The sequence below is a fragment of the Micromonospora sp. NPDC048986 genome (assembly GCF_040649335.1).
Classification (GTDB): Bacteria; Actinomycetota; Actinomycetes; order Mycobacteriales; family Micromonosporaceae; genus Micromonospora; species Micromonospora alfalfae.
The window spans coordinates 80910-103314 of record NZ_JBEZFJ010000015.1 but is presented as its reverse complement, the minus strand read 5'-3'; the positions used below and the strand labels follow the sequence as shown (position 1 = coordinate 103314).

At 71.6% G+C, this 22405-nt stretch carries 21 protein-coding genes; 11 read left to right on the top strand and 10 right to left on the bottom strand.

All coding sequences use genetic code 11. The features are described from left to right. Positions 1-14: 14 nt before the first annotated feature. A complete protein-coding gene (locus AB0B94_RS26945) occupies positions 15-1049 on the bottom strand; it encodes a LacI family DNA-binding transcriptional regulator (RefSeq protein WP_357286229.1) in 1035 nt (344 codons plus the stop codon). 133 nt (positions 1050-1182) lie between these two features. Here AB0B94_RS26945 and AB0B94_RS26940 point away from each other — a divergent pair, with 133 nt between their 5' ends. The 4 genes from AB0B94_RS26940 (at position 1183) to AB0B94_RS26925 (ending at position 5528) form a co-directional block, all read left to right on the top strand. After that, positions 1183-2130 carry a LamG-like jellyroll fold domain-containing protein gene (locus AB0B94_RS26940; RefSeq protein ID WP_357286226.1) on the top strand — a complete coding sequence of 316 codons (948 nt, stop codon included), beginning with the start codon at positions 1183-1185 and terminating at the stop codon, positions 2128-2130. Between the two features lie 37 nt (positions 2131-2167). Continuing rightward, entirely contained in the window at positions 2168-4270 is a 2103-nt protein-coding gene (locus AB0B94_RS26935) for a PQQ-dependent sugar dehydrogenase (RefSeq protein ID WP_357286223.1), read from the top strand. A gap of 102 nt (positions 4271-4372) precedes the next feature. After that, positions 4373-4843 (top strand): molybdenum cofactor biosysynthesis protein, encoded by a 471-nt coding sequence (locus tag AB0B94_RS26930; protein ID WP_357286219.1) that lies wholly within the window; start codon positions 4373-4375, stop codon positions 4841-4843. A 157-nt stretch (positions 4844-5000) separates the two neighbouring features. Then, positions 5001-5528 carry a hypothetical protein gene (locus AB0B94_RS26925; protein WP_357286216.1) on the top strand — a complete coding sequence of 176 codons (528 nt, stop codon included), beginning with the start codon at positions 5001-5003 and terminating at the stop codon, positions 5526-5528. Between the two features lies 1 nt (position 5529). On the opposite strand, the gene AB0B94_RS26920 is transcribed toward AB0B94_RS26925, so the two are convergent. The 3 genes from AB0B94_RS26920 to AB0B94_RS26910 form a co-directional block, all read right to left on the bottom strand. Beyond that, the gene (locus tag AB0B94_RS26920) at positions 5530-5907 is read right to left on the bottom strand and encodes a nuclear transport factor 2 family protein (protein WP_357286213.1); all 378 of its coding nucleotides are present in this window, start codon (positions 5905-5907) and stop codon (positions 5530-5532) included. Between the two features lie 105 nt (positions 5908-6012). Next, positions 6013-6432 carry an ATP-binding protein gene (locus AB0B94_RS26915; RefSeq protein ID WP_357286210.1) on the bottom strand — a complete coding sequence of 140 codons (420 nt, stop codon included), beginning with the start codon at positions 6430-6432 and terminating at the stop codon, positions 6013-6015. Between the two features lie 246 nt (positions 6433-6678). Next, positions 6679-7011 (bottom strand): nuclear transport factor 2 family protein, encoded by a 333-nt coding sequence (locus AB0B94_RS26910; protein ID WP_357286205.1) that lies wholly within the window; start codon positions 7009-7011, stop codon positions 6679-6681. A 180-nt stretch (positions 7012-7191) separates the two neighbouring features. On the opposite strand from AB0B94_RS26910, the gene AB0B94_RS26905 reads away from it, so the two are divergent. Beyond that, positions 7192-7578, top strand: a complete 387-nt coding sequence (locus tag AB0B94_RS26905) for a DUF2267 domain-containing protein (protein ID WP_357286201.1) — start codon at positions 7192-7194, stop codon at positions 7576-7578. Positions 7579-7750: 172 nt separating this feature from the next. Next, the gene (locus AB0B94_RS26900; RefSeq protein WP_357286525.1) at positions 7751-8710 is read left to right on the top strand and encodes a hypothetical protein; all 960 of its coding nucleotides are present in this window, start codon (positions 7751-7753) and stop codon (positions 8708-8710) included. 74 nt (positions 8711-8784) lie between these two features. On the opposite strand, the gene AB0B94_RS26895 is transcribed toward AB0B94_RS26900, so the two are convergent. After that, positions 8785-11190: a ricin-type beta-trefoil lectin domain protein gene (locus tag AB0B94_RS26895; protein WP_357286198.1), complete on the bottom strand. Its 2406-nt coding sequence runs from the start codon at positions 11188-11190 to the stop codon at positions 8785-8787. A gap of 396 nt (positions 11191-11586) precedes the next feature. Between AB0B94_RS26895 and AB0B94_RS26890 the strand changes: the two genes are divergently transcribed. Further along, on the top strand, positions 11587-12105 hold the full coding sequence (locus AB0B94_RS26890; RefSeq protein ID WP_357286195.1) for a hypothetical protein: 519 nt from the start codon (positions 11587-11589) through the stop codon (positions 12103-12105). A gap of 34 nt (positions 12106-12139) precedes the next feature. On the opposite strand, the gene AB0B94_RS26885 is transcribed toward AB0B94_RS26890, so the two are convergent. Continuing rightward, on the bottom strand, positions 12140-13003 hold the full coding sequence (locus AB0B94_RS26885; protein ID WP_357286192.1) for a copper resistance protein CopC: 864 nt from the start codon (positions 13001-13003) through the stop codon (positions 12140-12142). A 103-nt stretch (positions 13004-13106) separates the two neighbouring features. On the opposite strand from AB0B94_RS26885, the gene AB0B94_RS26880 reads away from it, so the two are divergent. The 3 genes from AB0B94_RS26880 to AB0B94_RS26870 are packed head-to-tail and all read left to right on the top strand — an operon-like array spanning position 13107 to position 15734. Then, a complete protein-coding gene (locus AB0B94_RS26880; protein ID WP_357286188.1) occupies positions 13107-13583 on the top strand; it encodes a hypothetical protein in 477 nt (158 codons plus the stop codon). A 5-nt stretch (positions 13584-13588) separates the two neighbouring features. Beyond that, positions 13589-14929: a hypothetical protein gene (locus tag AB0B94_RS26875; protein ID WP_357286185.1), complete on the top strand. Its 1341-nt coding sequence runs from the start codon at positions 13589-13591 to the stop codon at positions 14927-14929. A 37-nt stretch (positions 14930-14966) separates the two neighbouring features. Further along, positions 14967-15734 carry a nucleotidyltransferase domain-containing protein gene (locus AB0B94_RS26870; protein ID WP_357286182.1) on the top strand — a complete coding sequence of 256 codons (768 nt, stop codon included), beginning with the start codon at positions 14967-14969 and terminating at the stop codon, positions 15732-15734. A 33-nt stretch (positions 15735-15767) separates the two neighbouring features. On the opposite strand, the gene AB0B94_RS26865 is transcribed toward AB0B94_RS26870, so the two are convergent. Then, positions 15768-17162, bottom strand: a complete 1395-nt coding sequence (locus AB0B94_RS26865) for an FAD-dependent oxidoreductase (protein WP_357286179.1) — start codon at positions 17160-17162, stop codon at positions 15768-15770. Positions 17163-17411: 249 nt separating this feature from the next. Between AB0B94_RS26865 and AB0B94_RS26860 the strand changes: the two genes are divergently transcribed. Then, a complete protein-coding gene (locus AB0B94_RS26860) occupies positions 17412-17897 on the top strand; it encodes a hypothetical protein (RefSeq protein WP_357286175.1) in 486 nt (161 codons plus the stop codon). A gap of 87 nt (positions 17898-17984) precedes the next feature. Here the strand turns inward: AB0B94_RS26860 and AB0B94_RS26855 are convergent, their stop codons facing one another. The 3 genes from AB0B94_RS26855 to AB0B94_RS26845 all read right to left on the bottom strand — a co-directional run bounded on the left by AB0B94_RS26855 (position 17985) and on the right by AB0B94_RS26845 (position 22392). Then, on the bottom strand, positions 17985-18716 hold the full coding sequence (locus AB0B94_RS26855) for a class I SAM-dependent methyltransferase (protein WP_357286170.1): 732 nt from the start codon (positions 18714-18716) through the stop codon (positions 17985-17987). Between the two features lie 188 nt (positions 18717-18904). Beyond that, a complete protein-coding gene (locus AB0B94_RS26850) occupies positions 18905-20572 on the bottom strand; it encodes a hypothetical protein (protein WP_357286167.1) in 1668 nt (555 codons plus the stop codon). Positions 20573-20817: 245 nt separating this feature from the next. After that, positions 20818-22392 (bottom strand): bifunctional NAD(P)/FAD-dependent oxidoreductase/class I SAM-dependent methyltransferase, encoded by a 1575-nt coding sequence (locus tag AB0B94_RS26845; RefSeq protein WP_357286164.1) that lies wholly within the window; start codon positions 22390-22392, stop codon positions 20818-20820. Positions 22393-22405: the final 13 nt, after the last annotated feature.

Here is a 22405-nt window from a genome sequence, read left to right as displayed (position 1 = left end):
AGGGGTGGCGTCGGTCAGGTCCTCGGTGCCGGCCCGGTCGAGTCGCGGACCACCAGCAGGTGCCCGGTGGGGCGGCGGCGAGGGCGTGTCGTGCGTGGCTTGAGCGCGAGGGCGAGTGCCGAGCGGCCCATCTCGGTCATCGGCAGGCGGATGGTGGTGAGGCTGGGTGCGAGGTCGGCAGCCACGGAGACGTCGTCGAAGCCGACGACCGACATCCGCGCGGGCACCGGCACGCCGCGGGAGCGCAACGTCGACAGCACGCCCATGGCCATCGCGTCGTTGAGCGCGATGATCGCCGTCGTCTCGGGATGGTCGTTGAGGATCTGCTCGGCGGCGGCGCGTCCACCGCCGCGGGTGAAGTCGCTGTGCACGACGGCGAGGTCGGCGGGGGACCGCCCGCGCTCCCGCAGAGCCGACGACACTCCGGCCAGCCGGTCGGCGACGGTGGTGAGGCCGGCGCTGCCCGCGGCGACAGCGATCCGCCGGTGGCCGAGATCCATCAGGTGCTGGGCGAGCGCGAAGCCACCGGCCTCGTTGTCCGGCAGCACGGCGTCGACGCCGAGCGCGTGCCGTCCGATGGCGGCGGCCCGGCCGCCGTGGTCCTGGAACGTGGCCAGCTCGGCGCGCGCCGCGCTCTCCATCCGTGGGTCGTCGTAGCCGGAACCGCTGATCAGGACGATGCCGACCCGCTGGGCGATCAGGTGGCGCAGCTGTTGCAGCTCGTAGTCGGGGTCGCGGCCGGACTGGCAGATCTGCACGAGCAGCCCCTGCTCGGCGGCGAGCTGGATGACCCCGGCGGCGATCTCGGAGAAGTACGGGTCGTCGACCTGATGGACGATCAACCCCACAGTGGAGGTGGCCCCGCTGGCCAGGGTGCGGGCGTACGGGTTGGCCACGTAGCCCAGTTCGCGGGCGACCTGCCGGATCCGGTCGGCCACCTCGGCGCTGACCCCCTCACGGCCGGCGAGGGCGCGGGAGGCGGTCGCCAGCGAGACGGCGGCGTGTCGGGCGACGTCCACGAGGCGCGGCCGTTGGCTGGCCCTGGGCATCGGCAACCTTCCAGAAACATCCATGTCGCCCGATCTGTTGCGAGCGGCATCGATCGAAGCCTAGGGTACGTAAGCGCTTTCGTAAGCGCTTACGTGACCGGCATCCGGCATGCCGCGAAACGAGGTGACAGCCATGTCCAGGGCCCGACGAGCGGCCGTCTCCCTCCTGGCGATCGGCGCACTGACCGCCGCCAGCGCACCAGCGGCGCAGGCGGATCGCCGCATGTCGCCCGACGTCCACCCGGCGCTGCGCGCGCACCTGGTCGCCGCGTACGACTTCGATCACCCGGTGCCCGGCGACCCCGCCCTCGAACGCGACAAGGGTCGTTCCGGCACCGAGATCGAGCTGATCAACGGCGGTGCCGCCATGCGGGTGCCGGACCGCGCCTACCGCGGCAGCGGCAACGCGGTGCAGACCCGGCAGGTCGCCCCCGCCGTCGCCGGCAACGACGACTGGAAGGCCGGCACCTGGTCGGCCAGCGGCGTGCGGACCCTGCGTGCCTTCAGCGCTACCGCCGGCACCACGGTCATGGGCTGGTTCAAGCTGAACATGGACAGCCCCTTACCCAACTCCACCACCGCCGACCCGGACGACAGGTACAACGCGATCGGGCTGGCCGGCGTGCTGACCGGGGACTCCGACGGCCACGGCGTCCGCGCCCTGCTGGAGCTGATCGACGTCGACGGGGAGTTGCGCCTCGTCGCGCTCGGCCGGCGGCTCGACGGCGGCAACTCACAGACCTTCGCCGCCACCCGTGACTGGCGTGAGCTGCTGCCGGTGGGGGAGTGGGTGCACCTCGCCGCCACCTTCGACTTCAACACCGGCGCGCTCGCCCTCTACCGCAACGGCGAACCGGTGGACGGCTTCTACACCCGCACCGACGACCCGTGGCTGGTGTCCGGGCCGGGCCCGCACGTGACCACCGAGTCCGACCCCCGGGGCATCAAGATCGGCGGCAGTTTCCCGCAGGACACGGTGGAACGCAACCCGTGCGACTGCCGGATGGACGGCCTGATGTTCCTCGACAGTGTGGTCTCCGCGAACGACGTGCGGAGGCAGTACCGCCACCTTGCCCGCTGACCACCCTCGGCACCGTCCCACCGAGAAGGAGACACGCGTGCGCACCCTGCATCGCCGCGCCGGCATCGTCCGCCGGCCCGCACTGAGGGCCGGCCTCACCGCCCTCGTGCTGATCCTGTCCACACTGGTCGCCACGCCCGCGCGCGCCGCCGACGCGGTCTACGACCCCATCCCCGAGATGCCGGTCCAGTCCCGACTGGGGCTGGTCCTCAGCGAGTACGCCAGCTTCCCGCAGTCGTACCCCACGCCGGCGCCGACCGACGCGCGGCTCATGCGTACCGCGCGGATCAACACCATCATGGAGGTGCCCGACGGCTCCGGCCGCCGGGCGGTGCCCGACCTCAACGGCAGCCTCTACCTGGTCGAGGGTGGCGTGCCGCACGTCTACCTGGACGTGGCCGCGACGTTCGCGCCGCGGTTCTTCTCCGGTCGTGGGCTCGGCCAGGGCTTCGGGTACGTCGCGTTCCACCCGGAGTTCGGGGTGAACGGCCGGTTCTACACCATCCACACCGAGTTGGCGTCGACGACGACCGCCCCTGCCGACTACGCCCAGCCCAACACGCTCTTCCACGGCGTCATCACCGAGTGGACGGCGACCGATCCGGCCGCCGCCACCTTCGCCGGTACGCACCGCGAGGTGTTGCGCATCGGCTTCGGCGGTCAGGTTCACGGCATCCAGGAAATCAACTTCAACCCCACCGCCAAGCGCCACGACCGCGACTACGGCCTGCTGTACCTCGCCGTCGGCGACGGCGGCCAGGGCGCGCGCAACACCGACCCGCAGAACCTTGCCCTGCCGCACGGCAAGCTGCTGCGGATCGACCCCCGGGGCACCAACTCCGCCAACGGGCGTTACGGCATCCCGGCCGGGAACCCGTTCGTCGGCAGGGCCGGCGCGCTCGGCGAGCTCTACGCGGTGGGTTTCCGGGACCCGCACCGATTCAGCTGGGACCGGGCGACCGGCCGGATGTACCTCGGGCACATCGGTGAACACGCCGTCGAGGCCATCTACGAGGTCCGCGCCGGGGACAACTTCGGCTGGAGCGAGCGCGAGGGCTCCTTCGTCTTCGACAAGGCGGCAACGAACCAGTGCGACCGGCTGCTCCCGCTGCCCGCCGACGATGACAGGTACGGCTACACCTACCCGGTCGCCGCGTACGACCACGACCCCGCCGCCGGTTGGAACTGCACCGACGACGTCGGTGTCGCGGTGGCCGGTGGCTTCGTCTACCGGGGGCGGGCGCTGCCCGCGCTGCGCGGCAAGTACATCTTCGGTGACCTGGTCGACGGCCGGGTGCTCTACACCGAGGCCAACGAGATGCGCCGGGGCCGGGATCTGGCCACGATCCACCAGCTCGCGCTCTTCAACACGGCTGGCACCCCGGTCCGGATGCGCGACCTGTCCGCCCCGGGCGCGCCCGGTGACCCCAACCGGGTGGACCTGCGCTTCGGCACCGACGCCGCCGGTGAGCTCTACGTCGTCGCGAAGGCCAACGGAAAGGTCTGGAAGGTGACCGGTACCCGGGAGTTCGCCAGCGGTGACGTCGGAGACGTCACAGTCCGCCGCACCGCCGGAGCCGCGAACTGGGCGCCGGTGACGCCGGCGAAGTGGCAGTTCACAGGCGACCAGGTCATCCTGGCCGAGGCCGGGGAGAGTCGGCCGGGCCCGCGCCGGCCCTTCGAGTACGCAGTGTTGACCAACGGCCCGCAGTGGTCGTCGGTGCGGGTCGACGCCGAGGTGCGACTCGACACCCCGGTGGAGGTCACCAACCGGGACGTGATCATCGTTTTCGGCTGGCGCTCCGACACCGAGTTCTACTACGCCCACCTCTCCACCGACAACACGATCTATCCGCACAACGGCATCTTCAAGGTGGACAACGCCGACCGGGAGCGCATCGACCACCAGTGGAACGGCCGCTCCCGGGGGGCCAATCCGGCGATCACCGATGCCCTGTGGCACCACGTCCGGGTGGTGCACCTGCCGACCACCGGCGAGATCGCCGTCTACCTCGACGGGCACCGCGACCCGCTGCTCACCGCGAAGGACACCACCTTCGGCTCGGGCCGGGTCGGCTTCGGCTCGTTCGACAACGTGGGCCGACTGCGCAACCTGACCGTCACCGGCACGCCGGCCTGAACCGGGGGCACGGTGGGGACGACAACGCTCGCGTCGCCGTCCCCACCGGCTCATCCGTCGACCTGCCCCGGTGGGCCCGGTCCGGTTCGTAGAATTCCTGCCATGCCGGAGATCGTCGAGTTGTTGGCCTCGCCCGTGCACCGCTTCCTGGGCCGGCCCGCCGACGGCCCGGCCCCGGCCCCGCCCGGTGAGCTGGTGGAAGCCGTCCGGATCCGAGCCGGCCTCGGCATCGTCGGCGACAGGTACTTCGGCCAGCAGGCACACCGCGACGCCAGCGTCACAGTCATCGCCCAGGAGTCGCTGCCGGTCGGCATCGGCCTGGCCGAGGTGCGGCGCAACATCCTCACCACCGGAATCGCCGTGGACGAGCTGATCGGCAGGGTGCTGGTGCTGGACTCCGGCGACGGCCCGGTCAGCCTGCGGGTCAACCGGGCGGCCCGACCGTGCGCCTGGATGGACGTCACCGTCGGGCCGGGGACGTGGAAGGCGTTGCGCACCACCGGCGGCATCCGCTGTACGCCGCTCAACGACGGAACCCTGCGCGTCGGCGCCCTCGACGCCGTAGTGAGCTGAGGACGGGGCTCGACGTCGACGGCCGAACTGGCGGATTCGGCGAGGTGACGCTCCGGCGAGCTGGTGCGTGGTAGAACCAAACCGCGCATCGGCTCCCAGGTCTCCGGGCGGCCGGGGGCAGTGCCGACAGGACCTCATCCGAAACAGAGGTGGTGCGTTGAACCTCGAGCTGCGGCAGCTCATCGAGGAGCTGCGGGCTGAGCTGGCCGATGTGCCGGACAGCCTGGCCTACGCCGAGTTCGGCGAGGGGGCGGGGATCGACGCCGTGCCGGCGGGGCTCCCGGCCGGCCTGCGGGACCTCCTGCTGGTTGCCGACGGGCTGCGGGCGGGTCGGGTCGAGCTGGCGTCCTCATCGACCCTCACCGGGATGCAGTACCACCTGGACTACGCGCCGGACTTCTCGTCCATCCCGCAGGACCGGGCCGGCTGGCTGGTGGTCGGCACCCGCAGCGACGAGCCGATCTTCATGGATCGCGGCACGGGAGCGATCTGGTACTTCCCACCCAACGGCACCGAATGGTTCATGTCCGACGCGTTCGAGGAGTTGGCCCCCGACGTGGAATCCTTCGTGGACTACTACCTGCTCGGGCCGGGCTACGCCGACCTGACCCCCGCCGACGACAGGTGGTTCGCGTTCCTCGACGAGCAGGGCCTGCTCGATGAGGACGACGAGGACGGCAGCTGAGTCAGACCGGGCTGATGTGTGCGGCCAGGATCCGCCAGCCGTGCGGGTCGTCGTGCACCCACGTCCGGGTGTAGCGCAGCCGCGCCGCGAACGGCGCCCCCTCGGAGACGCCGGACACCCGGCCCAGGAAGAACGTCACCCCCGTCGCGCCGACGACGAGCAGGTCCAGCTCCTCCTCCACCAGTTCCTCAATGACCAAGCGGCGGTCCCGATGGGCGGCCAGGTCATCCTGCTTGGTCTGGACACGCCCGTCCGGGCCGATGGCGATCAGCTGGTCGACCAGCAGCTGATCGAGCGCGGCGACGTCACCGGCCCGCTGGGCGGCCTGCAGGGTGCGCTCGGCATCGAGCAGTTCGGCCTCGCGTGCGCTGTCCGGCATCGTGCCGTCCTCCCGTTCGGGTCCGACCCGGTGCCACCATCGGCGCGGGCTGTCCGCATTGTGGCAGCCGACGCAGCCTACGCGGGCGGGGATCGCCGTCGACGTTCACAGACTCAGACGAATCCGTACGACGGTCTCGCCGGGGCCGGTGAGCACCGCGACCTCGTCACAGATCTGCTCGACGATGGCCAGCCCGCGACCCCGTACCGAGTCGGCGGCCGGCATGCTCCGGCCGAACGCTCGCGTCGGCCCGTGGTCGACCACGTCGCAGAACAACTGACCCGGCTCGGCCCAGAGGCGTACCCAGCCGCCACCGGTGGTGTGCTGCAACGTGTTGGTGGCCAGCTCGCTGACCGCCAGCGTCAACAGCTCCACCCGCTCGGCCGACAAACCACGGGCCAGTGCCCCGGCGCTGACGAACGCGCGCAGCGCTCGTATGTCGGTCGCGACCTGGTACGCCATGGTGTCCGCGGCATGGGTGGGGACACTCTGTTCGGCCACGGTCTCCCGTCGCTCGCCCGGCATCAGTCCGCCCGGTACGGCTGCCCGGCCAGCGGCACCGCGTTCCGCGCGGGTGTCGTGGGCGTGCGAGCCTCGAAGTGCGCCATCGGGCAGCCGGGACCCTTCTCGTAGCGACAGCTGTTGCCGCCACATCATGTCACCCACTGCCCTCTTGACTGTCTCGTCCGTTCGGCGGTTGATCACCTGCGGGTGGGCCCGACCAGCCTCGCGGCACGGCGTTGCCCCTTCGTATCGGTGGGGCACTCGCCGTCAGGGACGGATGTCCAGGGCGCCGATCAGCCCGTCGCGCAGCGTAAACCGGTACCGCAGCTCGACCGGGCTGCCGGGGAAGTCACCGGACAGCCGGGTGAGAGCCAGGAACGAATCACCCGCCTGCGACGTGACCCGGACCGGCTCGGCGGTGTACGAGTAGGCGTCCATCGACTTCTGCCGCCAGGCGCGGATCGAGGCCCGCCCGTCGTACAGCCGGTCCTCGTCGGCGACGCTCGCGGTGTCCGCGAAGCAGGCGACGAAGGCGTCGAGGTCCCGGTCGTTGACGGCCCGGAAGTACCGGTCGATCACGTCGGGCAGGTCGAGGGCCATCTGCTCCTCCTGCGGCACGGGCCGCCGTCGGGCAGCCGTCGGGTTCCCGGTCCGACCTCACCGTACGAGAAGCGGACGGCACCGCGCGGAGCAACAAGCAGAACCATCCCGCTCCGGCCGCCGGGTTTGCTGCCGGTGGGCCCGGGTAGCCACGCGTTTCCGAAAGCGAAGGGCGGGGGCATGGCCGAACTGGCGTTCGTCGACAAGGTTGCGGCACGGGCGGGTCTCCCGCCGGAGCAGGCGCGCCCGCTCACCGAGGCGGTCCTGCGGACCTTCACCGAGCGGCTCAGCGGCGGGGAGGCGGGCGCGTTGGCCCCCCACCTGGCCGACGAGCTGAGCCCGCTGCTGGTCAAGGCCGCCGAGCCGCCGGAAACGTTCGGCTACGACGAGTTCCTGCGCCGGGTGGCCGAGCGCGCCGGGATCGACCGTCCGGCCGCCGAGCGGGGCACCCGCGCGGTGCTCCAGACGATGCACCGGGTGGTCGGGCACCGGGAGTTCGAGGACGCCCTGGCCCAACTGCCGGCGGACCTACGGGCACTGGCGCAGCCGCTGCCACACGGCCCCTGACCGACGCCCCACCGCCGCACGCCTCGGGCGTCGGTGACCGTTCGGTCCCTGGCGCGCCGCCACGACACCGGATCTACTGTGCGTTACCGATCGAACGCGCAGTGGTGGTGGCCCCGCGCCCGTCCGCCGGGTCGTCGCCGCTCCGATCCGAGGAGCGTCCCCCTTGGCGTCCATGGTGTCCCCGCGTCCCCTGCTGACCGCAGCGACGACCGTCGTCGCGCTGATCACGCTCGCTCCCGCCCCCGCCGCCGCGTCGCCGCACGACTACCGGGTCGTCGACCTCGGCACCCTGAGCGGCGGTGACGGCGCCGCCACGGCGATGAACGACCGCGGCGACGTCGTCGGCTGGAGCACCGTCGCCAGCGGCGCGCGGCACGCCGTGCTCTGGCGCCACGGTGTCATCACCGACCTGGGCGTGCTGCCGGGCGACACGGATTCCAGCGCCGTGGACGTCAACGAGTTCGGTGACGTGGCGATCACCTCCTTCGGCCCGGACTACCTGACCCGCGCGGTGCTCTGGCGTGACGGCCAACTCCACGACCTGGGCACCCTGGGCGGGGAGAACAGCGTGGCGATCGGCGTCAACGACCGGCGGCAGGTGCTCGGCACCAGTGAACCGGCCGGCGACATGCCGCACCGCTTCCTGTGGCGCAACGGCGTCTTCACCGACCTGGGTCGGGAGTACTTCTACGAGTTCACCGCCGACTTCAACAACGCGGGCGACGTGGTGGGCGGGTTCAACGTGCCGCCGCAGGACTACCCGTGCACCTGCGTCGGTGGCCGGCTGCGCGACGGGGTGCTCACACAGATCGGCAGCGAGGCCGTCGGGATCAACAACCGGGGCCAGGTGGTGGGTGCTGCGAACGGGCGGGCGTTCCGCTGGCAGAACGGGACACTGACCGACCTCGGCACGCTCGGTGGCGACTGGAGTCGCGCCACCGCGATCAACGACCGGGGCGAGGTGGTGGGTCAGAGCACCACCGCGGTGGCGTGGCACCCGTTCCTCTGGCGCAACGGGGTGATGACCGACCTGACCGCCCGGGGCGTGTGGGAGACCGACTCGATCGAGGACATCAACATCCGGGGCCACCTCGTCGGCGCCCGGGGTAACCGGCCGGTGCTGTTCCGCTGAGCGGAGATCCTCGCGCCGCGGACGGGTGGGGCGCGGACTGACCCGCCGGTCAGTCCGCGCCCCCTCGTCCGAGGTCAGCCGGTTACCCCACTGCTGACCACCCACTTCTGGTGTGCGCCGCCCGCGTACGTGCCGAGCTGGATCTGGGTGCGGTCGGCGCTGCTGCCGCCGGCGGCCTCCAGGACCTTGCCGGACTGCGGGTTGCGGATCGACCCGTCGGCCTGCGGCTGCCAGACCTGAGCGCCGCTGCCGTTGCAGGTCCAGAGCTGAACCTTCGTGCCGTTGGCGGTGCCGCCGTTGTCCACGTCCAGGCACTTGCCCAGCACCCGGTACGTGTCGCCGACCTTCGTCCACGACTGTGCGGTGGTGCCGTTGCAGGTCCAGAGCTGGATCTTCGTGCCGTCGGCGGTGCCCGCGTTGTCGACGTCCAGGCACTTGCCACCGACGCCGGTGATGGTGCCGCCGGTCGGCGGCGGGGGACTGCCCGGGATCGAGTTGAGCGTGTACCATGCCTCGGTGCTCCACAGGGACTGGCCGCTGCTGGAGGTGAACGGGCGCGGTGACCGCAGGTGCACCACCCTGCCGGCTTTGCGACCGGGCACCGTGAGGCTGACCTTCTTACCGTCCGCCGAGACGGTGGCCGAGGTGACTGTCAGGGTCTCCTCGTCGATTTTCGGACCGCCGTAGTTCGACGTCGCCACGTACCGCCACTGCTTGAGCTTGTAGCGCGCGGCCAGGTCGGTGGCGGTCGCCGTCGACACCGGCTGGGTGTACTCCACCTCGAAGCCGGTAGTGGTGGCGCGCATCGCGAGCATCTCGAACGTGGTGGCGGTGTTCGGCGTGAGCTTCTGCAGGCCGTACGAGAGCTTGCCGGTCTGGCCCCAGTTGCCGCCCGCGCCGAGCCCGCCGACGTAGATCGCGCCGTCCGGGCCGACGTTGACCTCGGAGACGCCCGCCTCCAGGCCCTGGGTGAGCCGGAACAGCGCGCCCTGGTACTCGCCGTTGACCTTCTCCACATTCGCGCGTTGCAGGCCGCCGTAGGTCACGTCACCGATGACGAACTGGCCGGCGTAGCGACCGCTGGTCAGGTAGAGCGGCGTGCTGGGCGAGTTGGCGATCTCGTTCTGCGGCATCCAGAGCACCGGCTGCGTGACCGGTGCGGTGTCGAACGGACCCGCCGGGTTCGTGAAGTGGTTGAAGAACCGGCCCTGCTTGACGTGCACCAGCTTCGACGAGGGCAGCCAGCCGCCCTGGTTGTCGGTGACGAAGATGCCGCCCTCCGGGCCCCAGCCGATGCCGTGTGGCGTCCGCAGACCGCCGGCGACGTAGCTGACCGCGCCGGTGTCCTTGTTGACCTTGAGGGTGGTGCCGCGGTTGGTGGCGGGCTGCGGGTTGGTGGTGGCGCCGCCGGAGTTGATCGACACCGACAGGTTCAGATAGAAGAACCCGTCCTGATAGAGCAGGCCGAACGCGAACTCGTGGAAGTTGCCGCCGTACGGCCAGGTGGCGACGGTCTCCAGGCGCTCGGCCGCCTCGTCACCGCCGGTGTTCACCAGGCGGGTCAGCCGCTGCTTCTCGGTCACGTAGACCACCCCGTCGACGACCTTGAGCCCCATCGGTTCCTTGAGGCCGCCGGCGATCTTCTTGGTGGTCACGGTGCCCGGGGTCGTCGACCCGCCGGTGTTGCCGAGGATCCAGACCTCGCCGTCCTGGGAGGTGCCGGACTGGTCGCTGCCGCCCCAGGTGCTGATGACCAGCCGGCCGTCGGCCAGCCAGTCCATCCCGGTGACCTTCGGCTGGAAGCCGCTGGGCCGCAGGTTGGTCAGGGTGTAGCCGGGGTGCACGCCGGTCAGCGGCAGGCCGTCACCGGGGGTGTCGGAGATCCCCTCGCACTCCTTGCGTCCGGGCGCGGTCACCCGGACCACGCCGGCGTCGGTGCTCAGCGCCGAGTTCGGTACGACCACGAAGGCCGACGAACCGGGAGTCTTCCACTCCAGGGTGATCTGCTGCCCGCCCCCACGCTCGAAGTGGTCGATGCGCAGCGGGTGCAGACCGGCGGTGAGGGTGACACTGCCCTCCTTCGGCGGGGTCGCGCCGTGCAGGCCGTCATGGTTGATCACCACGGCGTTGTCGATCGACAGCTTGGAGCCGTCGTCGCTGCTGAGCCGGAAGGTGTAGCTGCCGGCCTGGGTGGTGGTGATGTTGCCGAGCACTTGCGAGACGAAGTTGTCCTCGAAGCCGAAGTCGGCCGCCGAGGTCCAGTTGATTGTGGACATCAGCTTGTCCACGTTCGGGGTCTGGGCCGGTTTGAGGGTGCACAACTCGGACAGCGCCACCTGCACGTCGAAGACGCGCAGCGTGACGCCCGGTTCCTGCGCGGGGGCGGCGTTGGCGGGGACGGCCCAGAGACCGGCGGCGAGGACGAGTGCCAGCGCACCCAGGACGGGATGGTGGAGTCGGCGTAGCAGGCGTGTGCCCATCGTTCCTCCAGGAGGCAGTGGAGTGTCCGACGGCCGGCGTGGATCAGCGGTGAGGATGACCGTCGGCCCGGCTCCGTAACGTCCTCGACGCCGACGAGTGACGTTGCGGAAACACCGGGTGGATGGCTCGAAACATTAAGGTGTTTCGATTGGAGTGTCCATGGCTTCGCCTCGATGCATCAAAAGTTTCCAATGTCCGTGCGAAAGTTCGCGGGGGTACGCGAAGAATGTCGGGTGCACCGGCCTGCCGCCCGGGGCCGGCAGGGGTAGCGCCCCAGCGGCCGTCGACAAGGCGGTCCATCGCAAGCCCAACGCCGTGGAACGCCGCGTGTGCCGCGTTGACGACGAGGCCCTCGATCATCGATGCTCGTGCCGGGCGGTCACCGGGGAGGTGTCATGGCGTTGCTGGATATCGCTGTCACGACGCTTGGCGGCGCGCTCTCGGCGACCGTCGGGGTTCTCGTCGGCGGGATGCTCACCCGCCGTGCGCAGGACCGACACTGGCTACGGGACCGGCAACTCGTGGCCTACCAGGACCTGCTGCGTGAGTACGCCACCTTCTCGATGATCTTGCGGCGCGCTCACTTGGGACGCACGGCCTGGGACTATGACTGGGGGGCGTGGAGCGCCGCACTGATGTCAGCCAGCCTCGTCGCCCCGACCGCGGTCACCGCCGAGATCGAAAAGTTCGGCCACGCGGTGCAGCGACTCCTGGACTTCGCCGCGGCGGTGGACACGACGACCGCGCCGCTCTCGCAGGAACAGCTCGAGCAGGCGATGGTGGCGCCGACCCGGGCGCAACTGGCCTTGGTCAATGCCATGCGTCGATCCGTAGGGCGGAGTCAGGGGCCGCTGTCGACGTGGTTGGGCGGAGCAGGCGGCCGCCCAACGCATTGGGAGACGGCTCGATCCTGACACCCTGCCAGGTGCCGGCCCGCGTCGAACCGGCCTACCGCCGTCCGCGCGGACCGCTGGACCGATTGCCGGGCTTGCGGGCCGGCGTGGCGGCCCTGCGGCCCGGGGTGCCGCCCTTGCCTGCCGAGCCGGCCGGCCGACGGCGCGGCGTGGTGGCTCCGCCCGTGGCGGGTCGACGGCGGGCCGCCACCAGCACGATCGCCGAGACCACGACGACGATCAGCGCCGGGATCAACCAGGCCGGGAACCCGCCGCCGCCGCGTTGCTCCTGCGCCGCACCGGACGGGTTGTCCGCCGCCGCGCCGGTAGGGGCGACCGGGCTGCCGCTGGCCCCGGAGTTGGTCGAGCCCTCGCCCTCGGCCTGCGCGAGCAGCGCCGGATCCGGCCCCGCCGTGGGTGCCGACCAGCCGGCCGGGGCCGGCGTGCCGGGGCCCTGGTAGTCGAAGGTCACCTCGCCCCGCACCGCCTCACCGTCCGAGGCGACCGAGAGGTAACTGGCGGTGTAGCGGCCCTTCGCCGGCCAGTGCGCGACGGTCACCATAGCCGGGAAGCCGGTGTGGTAGAGCCGCGGCTCGAACACGCCGTTGACCATGAAGTACTCGGTGACCGGCTTGTCCAGTCGCTTCGGCTCACCGTAGGACCACCCGTTGTCCACTCGCGACCCGTCCGGACCACTGATGGCGAAGTGCGCGTTGGACGCCGGCTTCTCGGTGAAGTACAACGCCAACTGGGTCAGCGGCTCGCGTACGACAGTGCCCTTCAGCGGGGTGGAGGTCGCCAGTTGGCCGTGCGCGGACGCCGGGGCGACAGGCAGCAGCAGCGACACCATCACCGTCGCCGCCAGCGCGGCCACGACACGGTTCAGGACCCTACGCACAGTGACCAGCTTCGATCGCATTCGTTCATCATGGTCATTTCCCCGGCAGCGAACAAGACGTAGAGTTCTCCTCCCCGACGATCAACCCGACACCCGTCCCCCTCGCGTCGTTCGGAGTCCGCCCGTGCTCGTCACCACCCCCGCCGCCAGGACCGTCGCCACCCTCGCCGCCGCCACCGTCGCCGCGCTGCTCCTCGCCGGTTGTGGGCAGGACGACGACCCCTCCGTGGCCACCCCCTCGCCGGCGCCCACGGCCGTCGCCCCGTCGAACGCCACCTCCACCGCGCCGACCCCGACAGCCACCAGCACGCCCAGCGCCTCCGCCAGCACCGCCGCGGTGGACCAACAGATCACCGTCACGATCGCGAAGAAGCGGGTCGACCCGCCGACCGGACGGGTCACCGTCAGTAAGGGCCAGCTGGTCCGGATCACCGTCACCTCCGACGTGGCCGACGAGTTGCACGTGCACGGCTACGACCTGGGTGCCCGGCTGCCGGCCGGCACCCCCGGCTCGGTGGAGTTCCGCGCCGACAAGACCGGACTGTTCGAGGTGGAGACGCACGAGTCCGAGCTGGTGCTCTTCCAGCTCGTCGTCCGCTGAACGACATGACGGCCGCCCCCGCACTGCTGGCACACGGCGTCGGCGGCCGCCAGGACCTGCCGATCACACTGCCGCAGCTCGTCGTCGCCGCCGCGCTGACCCTCGTCGTCACGTTCGTGGCGCTGGGCCTGCTCTGGCGCGAACCCCGGCTCGACCGGGACGCCACCGGCGGTCGCCCGGTGCCGCGCTGGCTCGCCCGACTCGTCGACGCGCCACCGTTGCGGTGGGCGCTGCGCGGGCTCGGCCTGCTCGCCGCCGCCTGGTTCTGCCTCGGTCTGCTGGGCGGGCCGGACACCGCGGACAACCCGACCGCCGGCGCGCTCTACGTGCTGCTCTGGGTCGGGCTGGCCCCGCTGTCGCTGCTGCTCGGCCCGATCTGGCGGGCGGTCAACCCGCTGCGCACGGTGCACCTGCTCGCGGCGCTGGCGGCGCGGCGCGACCCGAACCGAGGGCTGCGTGAGCTGCCCGACAGCGTCGGTTGGTGGCCGGCCGCCGCCACGGTGTTCGGGTTCGTCTGGCTGGAGCTGGTCGCCCCCGACCGGGCCACCCTGCCGGTCATCACCGCCTGGCTGGCCGGTTACGCGGTGGTCCTGCTGGCCGGCGCGGTGCTGTTCGGTGCCGGCTGGTTCGACCACGCCGACCCGTTCGAGGCGTACAGCACGGTGATCGGTCAACTCGCCCCGCTCGGTCGGGCCGCCGACGGCGTTCTGGTCTGGCGCAACCCGCTCGACGGGATCGCCGGCCTGCGACCCCGCCCCGGGCTGGTCGCCCTGGTGGTCGTGCTGCTCGGCTCGACAATGTACGACAGCCTCTCCAACGCGCCGGCCTGGTTGCGCTTCAGCCAGGAGAGCGGCCTGCACCCGGCGGTCACCGGCAGCGCCGGTCTGAGCCTCGTCATCGCCTCCGTCGCGGTGGCGTACCTCGCCGCCACCGGTGCCGCGGCACGCATCGGTCGCGCCGACGCGGCCGAGGCCCGTGCGGCGCCGGGCGAGATCGCCCACTCCATCGTGCCGATCGCCGTGGGGTACGTGGTGGCGCACTACTACTCGCTGCTGATCCTGGAGGGTCAACGCACCGTCGCGTTGCTCTCCGACCCCCTGGGCACCGGCGCCAACTGGCTCGGCACCGCCGGCTGGGAGCCCCGGACCGCGCTGATCACGCCCTCCGGGGTGGCGACCTTCCAGATCACCGTCATCATCCTCGGGCACCTGCTCGGCACGCTGCTCGCCCACGACCGCGCCCTGTACCTGTTTCCCCGGGCCCGGGCGGTGGCCGGCCAACTACCCCTGCTGGCGTTGATGGTCGCCTACACCGTCGCCGGCCTGCTGCTGCTCTACGCGGGGTAGTCCCGCCCAGGCTCCGACCCGTGCGCCATGATGTCCCGTGGACTCCGATCTTCAGCGCTACCTCGACGACCTCGTCAGCACTGCCCGGGACGTGCTCGGCCCCGACCTGGTCGGCGCGTACGCGGCCGGTTCGGTGGGGCTCGGGGCGTACCAGCCCGGCCGCAGCGACGTGGACGTGGCGCTGCTCAGCGCCGGGCCGCTCACCGAGGCCGCCAAGCAGACGTTGGTCGCCCGGCTGCGGCACGAGGCGCTGCCCTGCCCGGCACGCGGACTGGAGTTGGTCGTCTACGACCGGGCGGTGGCCGCCGCCGGCACCCCGGAGCCCGGCTTCGAGGTCGAACTGAACACCGGGGCCGGCATGCCGTTCCGGCGCACCCTCGACCCCGCCGACCGCCCGGCCGCCGACGGCCGATTCTGGTACGGCCTCGATCGCAGCATCCTGCACCAGAGTGGACTCCCACTGCTCGGGCCGCCGGCCGGGGAGGCCTTCGCCGACCTCGCCCCGGCCGACCTGCGCCGGCTGCTCATCGAGGCGCTGTCCTGGTGGCTCGCCCTGCCCACACCCCCGGCCGACCAACCCGCGCCCGGCAGCGAGGACGCCGTACTGGGCGCCTGCCGGTCACTGGTGCGCCACCGCGACGGCGTCTGGTTGGCGAAGGTGGCCGCCGGCCAGCGGCTGATCGACGCCGGCGACCGGGCTGAGGTGATCCGTCGGGCGGTCGCCGCACGCCACGGCGGGCCCCCGCCCACCGGGGCGCAGGCCCGCGCCTTCCAACAACGGGTACGCGACGAGATCGCCGGGTAGCCGACGCGCGGTTGCCGGTCGGCCTCGCGGCGCTCAGCGGACCGGGCTGGATTTCAGCGAGGCGAAGAGCAGGTTGAGACCCTCGGTCATCGTCGGGTGGGTGATGACCGCGTCCCGCAGGGCGGTCCAGGGCATCCCGGCGAGCATGGCCAGCTGCACGGAGGTGATCACCTCGCCGGCCTCGGCGCCGAGCAACGCCGCGCCGAGGATCCGGTCGCTGCTGGTGTCGATGACCGCCTTCCACATGCCCTGGGTCTGGCGCAGGGTTCGGGCCCGGGGGATGGCGGCGACCGGCAGGTGGGCGACCTGGATGTCGTACCCGGCGCGGCGCGCCTCGGTCTCGGTCAGCCCGACCCGCGCCAGCTCCGGTGTGGTGAAGACGGTGTACGGGATCAGCCGGTCGGCGGTGCTGCGCTGGCCTCCAGCGAGATTCGCGCGGATGATCCGGTAGTCGTCCAACGAGACGTGGGTGAACTGCGGGCTGCCGGCGACGTCCCCGGCCGCCCAGGTGCGCTCGGCGCTGGTGCGCAGGTGCTCGTCGACGTCCACGAAGCCCCGCTCGCTCAGCCGTACGCCGGCCACGTCCAGGCCGAGCCCGTCGGTGACCGGTTCCCGCCCGGCCGCCACCAGCACGTCGTCCCCGATGACCACGCTGCCGTCGTCCAGCGTCACCCGGAGCGCGCCGTCGGCGTCCCGGTCGACCCGCGCGACAGCCACACCCACCCGTACGTCGATGCCGTCGTCGAGGAAGACGCGCATCACCGCGTCGCTGATGTCGGGATCCTCGCGGGTGAGCAGCCGTGGACCACCCTCGACCAGCGTCACCGCGCTGCCGAACAACGCGAACATCTGCGCGAACTCCACCCCGACGGTGCCGCCGCCGAGCACCACCAGCCGGGCCGGCAGCCGGTCCAGGCGCAGCAACTCGTCGCTGGTGAGAACTCCGGCCTCGGCCATCCCGGGCACCGACGGCAGATGGGGGCGGGTGCCCGTGTTGATCACCACGTCGCTGCCGCGCAACAGCCGCTCGCCGCCGTCGGCGAGTGCCACGCGTACGGTCCGGGGGGCGATGAACCGGGCCTCGCCGATCACCAGGTGCAGACCGGAGTCGAGGAACTGCTGCCGGTTGGCGGCGACCATTCCCTCCACCACGTCCTGCTTGTGCGCGCGCAACAGGTCGATGTCGACCCGGCCACCCTCCACTGTCAGGCCGAGCGCCGACGCGTCCCGCAGCTGTCGTGCGGCCCGCGCGCTGGTCACCAGCGCCTTCGTCGGGATGCACGCGACGTTGATGCAGCTGCCGCCGATCATGCCGCGCTCGACCATGGCGACCCGCTGACCGGAGCGGGCGACGTCCATGCTCAGCGTCTTGCCGGCCTTGCCGCCACCGACGACGAGAAGGTCGAACTCCTCCGGTTGGTCGGTCACCGGGCGCTCCTCTCGGTCACCGGCCAGGCCGGCGGCCACCGCTGGTGCGCGGCGGCCAGCCCAGCCTGCCAGCTCAACCGGCTACGGCGACCCGCTTCCGGGCAGAATCCGCCCGGACCACCCCCAGTTCCCGCGATCTTGCATTTACTGTCCCGACGTAGCTGGCATTCCTCGCATTCCGGCGACCGAAAGTGCAAGATCGACGCGGGTGGGGGCGCTGCTTGAGGCTCGGTGAGGGATCATCGTGGGATGCCAGACCTGCCGCTGCGGTTCCGTGCACGGGTCCGCCATGAACCGGACCGCTCGTACGCGGTGCTGGTCGAAGGACCTGACGGGGAAGTGCTGGTCGGTGTCACCGGCAGCCTGAGAGAGGTGCGCACTGTGGCCCGCGAGGGTGCGGCCCGTCTTTTCGGGGTGACGACGGAACGGATCGCGGGGGACTGCCTGGACGTGGTGATTCCTCAGCCGCCGTACGGGCGCGACGGGCAGTGGGTGCGCATCATCTCGGCAGGCGAATCCGCCGCGCCGGACGACTCGGTTGATCTCGATAGGGCCGGACAGGCGCACTGGTTCGGCCACGAGGGCGCCTGGTTCGTCACGGTGGCCGGCTCCGGCACAGCCATCTATCCCAGCGAGTACCTCGACTTCGCCCCTGTCCTCACCGACGAGGAGGTCGCCGAGCTGCAAAACTATCTCGCTCGGTCAGCCCCGTCCTCATCGTGGGTGGCTCAGTGATGGCGACCGAATCGGAAGGCGTCCTGTCCGTCGGTGCCGCCCCCTGCTCAGGGACATCGCGGCAGCACGGCCAGCTAGGTAGGAAGCTCACCGGAGCACCAGGAGGTCGAGGGCGTCGATGACCGGTCCCGACTGCATTCGCGCGGCATCGTTCATGCGGACGACACCCGCTACGTACTCCTCGTCGCTGATCAGCTGCAGCGGGGTGTGGGCTTCGCGGTGAAGTCCGGCGGCAGCCTCGGCGAGCGACAGGGCGGTCACCTGCGAAACCGGCTCGCAGGCCACGGTCGTGAACGCCGCGGTGGCAAACGCCGCCGCGGCGTCGGAGATGCTCGGATAGCGGTCGAGGACGGCGACGGCCTCCGGGAACCAGCGGAACAGGCTGATCGCCTCGTGCCGGCCGGCGAATGCGGACCGGATCAGCACCGGCGCGCCCGGTTTCAGCACCCGCCGGATTTCTCGGGCAGCCGCAGCGAGGTCGGGAACATGATGAATCACGGTGGAGAGCCACAGCGCATCGAGGCTCCCGTCCTCGCACGGAATGTCCTCGGCGGACCCCGGCATGACCGGCTGGAACACCGCGCGTTCGCGCATCGCCGCCGCGGGTTCCACCGCCACGACGTCCAACTCGGGCCACCACTCGCGAAACGCCCGTGCCCAGCTGCCGGTACCGCAGCCGAGGTCGAGCAGTCGCATCCCGGACTGAGGCTCGAAGTGCCGGCCGATCGCCTCACGCCAGGTCGCAAGGTCGTCATCGCGCAGGTGGCGGGTCATCTGAAACGCCGCCGCGTTCACGCTGTCGTACGCGATCAAGGGCATGGATCGACCCAACCCGGCAATCCGGGAGCTTGCAAGAGGAAGTGCACCGGTTCACACTGATCGACTCGCCGTCCACCCGTACAACTACCGCCGGCACGGCTTCATGGCCCTGCCGGACGGTCCGGCCGGATGCCGTCCCCGGGCCCGTGCGGATTTGCTTCGGGCCCGGGTGTAAACGCTGCCGAGGGCTAGTGTCGGGCGGCGCCGTTCTCGCTGACCGGCTGCCCGAAGGCCAGGAACGGCACTGGCGTCGGTGCGTCAGTGCCGATGTGCCGGGGGAAGGTCCGCTCGGCGTCGTCGGCGCCAACCTCGCGGGCCGCCGTAGGTTCGGATGTCGTCGGCTGGTCCGCCACCGCCGGTGCGTCCGCATGCTCGTCGTTCGCCTGCTCCGCCGGTGCCCGGTCGCCGTTCGCCTGCTCGACCGGGGTGCGGTCGACGGGCGCGGGGCGGAGCGGGGCGCGATCAGCGTCCGCATCGTCCACGGTGGCGCGCTCCGCGGAGTACCTGTCGACGCTGACGCGGTCGACGGTGAGCCGCTCGACGCCCACCCGCTCCGGGGCGGGCCGGTCGGCGCTGGAGCGGGAACCCACCATCGGGTACTCGGCGGTCTCCGTACCGCCGGCTGCCGCGGCCATGACCGCCGCGGCGGCGAGGTCGGCCACCCGCTTCGCCTCCCGCTGTACGCGGGCGCGGACCTCCTTGGCGTGCCGCTCGGCGGAGTCCCCGGCCCGCCGGGCCTCGTCCAACCGGGCACTTTCGGCGGTCAGGTCCCGACGGACCTCGCTGAGTCGCTGCTGCATCCGGGACAGCTCGTTCTCCAGCGTCTCGCCCTCCTGGCGGATCTCGGCGAGCTGCTGGCGGCCGGTGTCCAGCTCGGCGTTCAGGTCGGCGGCCTCCTGCCGGCGCTCATCAAGCTCCTTCTGCAGGGCGGCGAGCTGCTGCTGATGGCTGGCGGCCTGCTCGTCGGCGCGGTTGCGCAGCTCGGTCACGTGCTGCTGCGCCTCGGCGAGCAGCGCCGCGATCTGCTGCTCGGTCGCGCTGCGCTGCTCGGCCAGCTCCTGCTCGGCGGCGGCCTGCTGTTCGGCGATGTCCTGCTCGGCGGCGGTACGCCGCTCGTTGACCTCTCGCTCCACGCTGGCCTGCCACTGGGCCAGCTCCTGCTGGTGCTTGGAGCGGGTCGACTGGAGTTCCTGCTGGATCTGGGTACGGGCCGACTTCATCAGCGCGTCGGCGGCCACCCGGGTCTGGTTGAGCTGCTGCGCGCTCTGCTCGGTGATCCGCTTGGCCTCGGCCTGGGCGCGCTCGTGCGCTGCCTCACCGTCGGCCCGCAACTGCTCGGCGTGCTCGCGGATCGCTGTCAGTTCCGCCTCGGCCAGGGTGCGCCGCTCCTCGTGCGCCTGCTCCTGCTCGGCCCGTCGGGCGGCCAGCTCCTCGGCCAGATCCTGACGTGCCTGCGCGGCCCGCTCACGGGTGTCGGCGAGGATCCGCTCGGACTCGCTGCGCAGCTCGTTGGCCCGGTCGGTGGCCGACTCGGTGATGATGCCGGCCTGCTTCTCGGCGAGCGCCATGATCTCGCCGACCATCGGGCCCAGATCGTGGAACGAAGCGCGGTCCACCTGCACGGGTTGCTCCTGAAGCTCAGCCAGTTCGGCGCGCAGCCGCTGCACCTCGGCGGTCAGTTCACGGACGCGGACGGCGGAGCGCCCGTGCTCTCCGCTCAGCATCGCGATCTGGCCGTCGAGCTGCTCCAGGTGCCGGTCCACCTGGCGTTTGTCGTATCCGCGCAGGGCGAGCTCGAAGCTCGGCCGGGAGGCCGCATCGTCGCGTGCTGCGTGCGGCTCAGCGCCGATGGACATGCACCATCCTCCGTACGATCGGGGCGTCAGGGTCGGCGGTCGCCTGCCCCACTGGCCGTCAGTGTGGCGCAACGCTACCGCCGAGCGGACCTCATGCGAAGTCCTGCCCCATCACCTCTCACGTTGCCGTCCCGTGTGCCACTGTTCTCGCGCCGATCATGGAGTCGTGGTGCCGGAACTGTGGTGCTCCGCCACCTTTGTCATCCACCACAACTCCATGATCGACGCCTGTCGGTGGTGCGAGGTCAGCGCCGGCGGGCGACCAGTACCGCGTCGTGGAGGGTGATGTCCCCACCGTTCTGGTCGGTGGCGAGGCGGGAGCGTTCCTCAGCCGCCAGCACCTCCCACCGGGCCGGTTCCAGATCGGCGGCCACGTCCTGCGCGGTGTACATCATGTCCGGCATGTGCATCCGGTGCGCCGACCCCCACAGATCCGACGGGTGGTGCCCGACGATCAGCAGAACGCCGCCGGGTGCCACTGCGGCGGCCAGCCGGCCGAACAACTCCCGCCGCTCTGTCGGTGGCAGGTGCATGAACTGCGCGGACACCAGGTCGTACGCCTCCTCGGTGGGCGGCTTCTCCCGTAGGTCGGCGTGGGTGAACTCGATCCGGTCGCCCACGCCGGCGGTCTCGGCGTGGGCGGCGGCCCGGCTCAACGCGGTGGTGGAGATGTCCACCGCCGTCACCTGCCAGCCGCGCTCGGCCAACCACACCGCGTCGGCCCCCTCGCCGCTGCCCACGTCCAGGGCGCGCCCCGGGGCCAGGTCGGTGACCTCGGCGACCAGTTGCGGGTTGGGCCGGCCACTCCAGACCGAGGGGCGGGACTGGTAGCGCTCCTCCCACGCCGGCTCCTCGAACGTCGTGGCCACCAACTCCCGGTACGCGGCCACCGCGTCGCGGGTCTCCTCGGCGATGAGATCGGCGTTGATCGCCGCCGCCGCGTTCAGGCCGGCCCCGGCGGACGTGATCACCTGACCGCGGATGTCGGCCACGTTGCCCGCCACCCAGACACCAGTGACGGTGGTCGCGCCGGTGGCGTCGGTCGGGATCTGGGCGCCGATGACGTGCTCGCCCATCGTCACCTCCTCCGGGGCCAGACCCAACCCCACCAGCATGTCGGCGCGGGGAGTCAGCCGGGTCGCCACCACTACCGCGTCGAGCGCCACCACCCGGCCGTCGGCGAGCCGGACACCGGTCAGCGCGTCGTCGGTCACCTCCACCGCGGCGACCGGGCCGGGCACCACCGCGATGCTGCGGGCGGCGAGCCGCTCGGCGGTCTCCGCGTCCGGCGTCGGGGCGTCGTGCAGGAGGAGCAGCACGCTGGAACTCCACTGTCGCCACATCTCGGCCTGGTGCACGCTCAGCGGGCTGGTCGCCAGGACGCCGATCCGGCGGTCCCGAACCTCCCAGCCGTGGCAGTACGGGCAGTGCAGCACGTCGCGACCCCACCGCTGGGCGAGGCCGGGCACGTCGGGCAGTTCGTCGGTCAGACCGGTGGTCACCAGCAGCCGGCGGGCCCGCACCGAATCGCCGCCGTCGAGGCTCAGCCGGAACCCGTCGTCGTCGCGGGTCGCGGCCTGCACCCGTCCGGTGCGGAACTGCCCGCCGTACCCGGCCACCTCGGCTCGGCCGATCGCGAGCAGCTCGCCCGGCGGCGTCCCCTCCCGGCCGAGGTAGTTGTGTATCCGGTCGGCCGGCGCGTTGCGCGGCTCACCGGAGTCGATCACCAGTACCGAGCGTCGGGCCCGGCTCAGCGCCAGGGCTCCGCTGAGCCCTGCGGCACCGCCACCCACCACCACCACGTCATATGTCTCGTCCACCGGTATGTCTCCC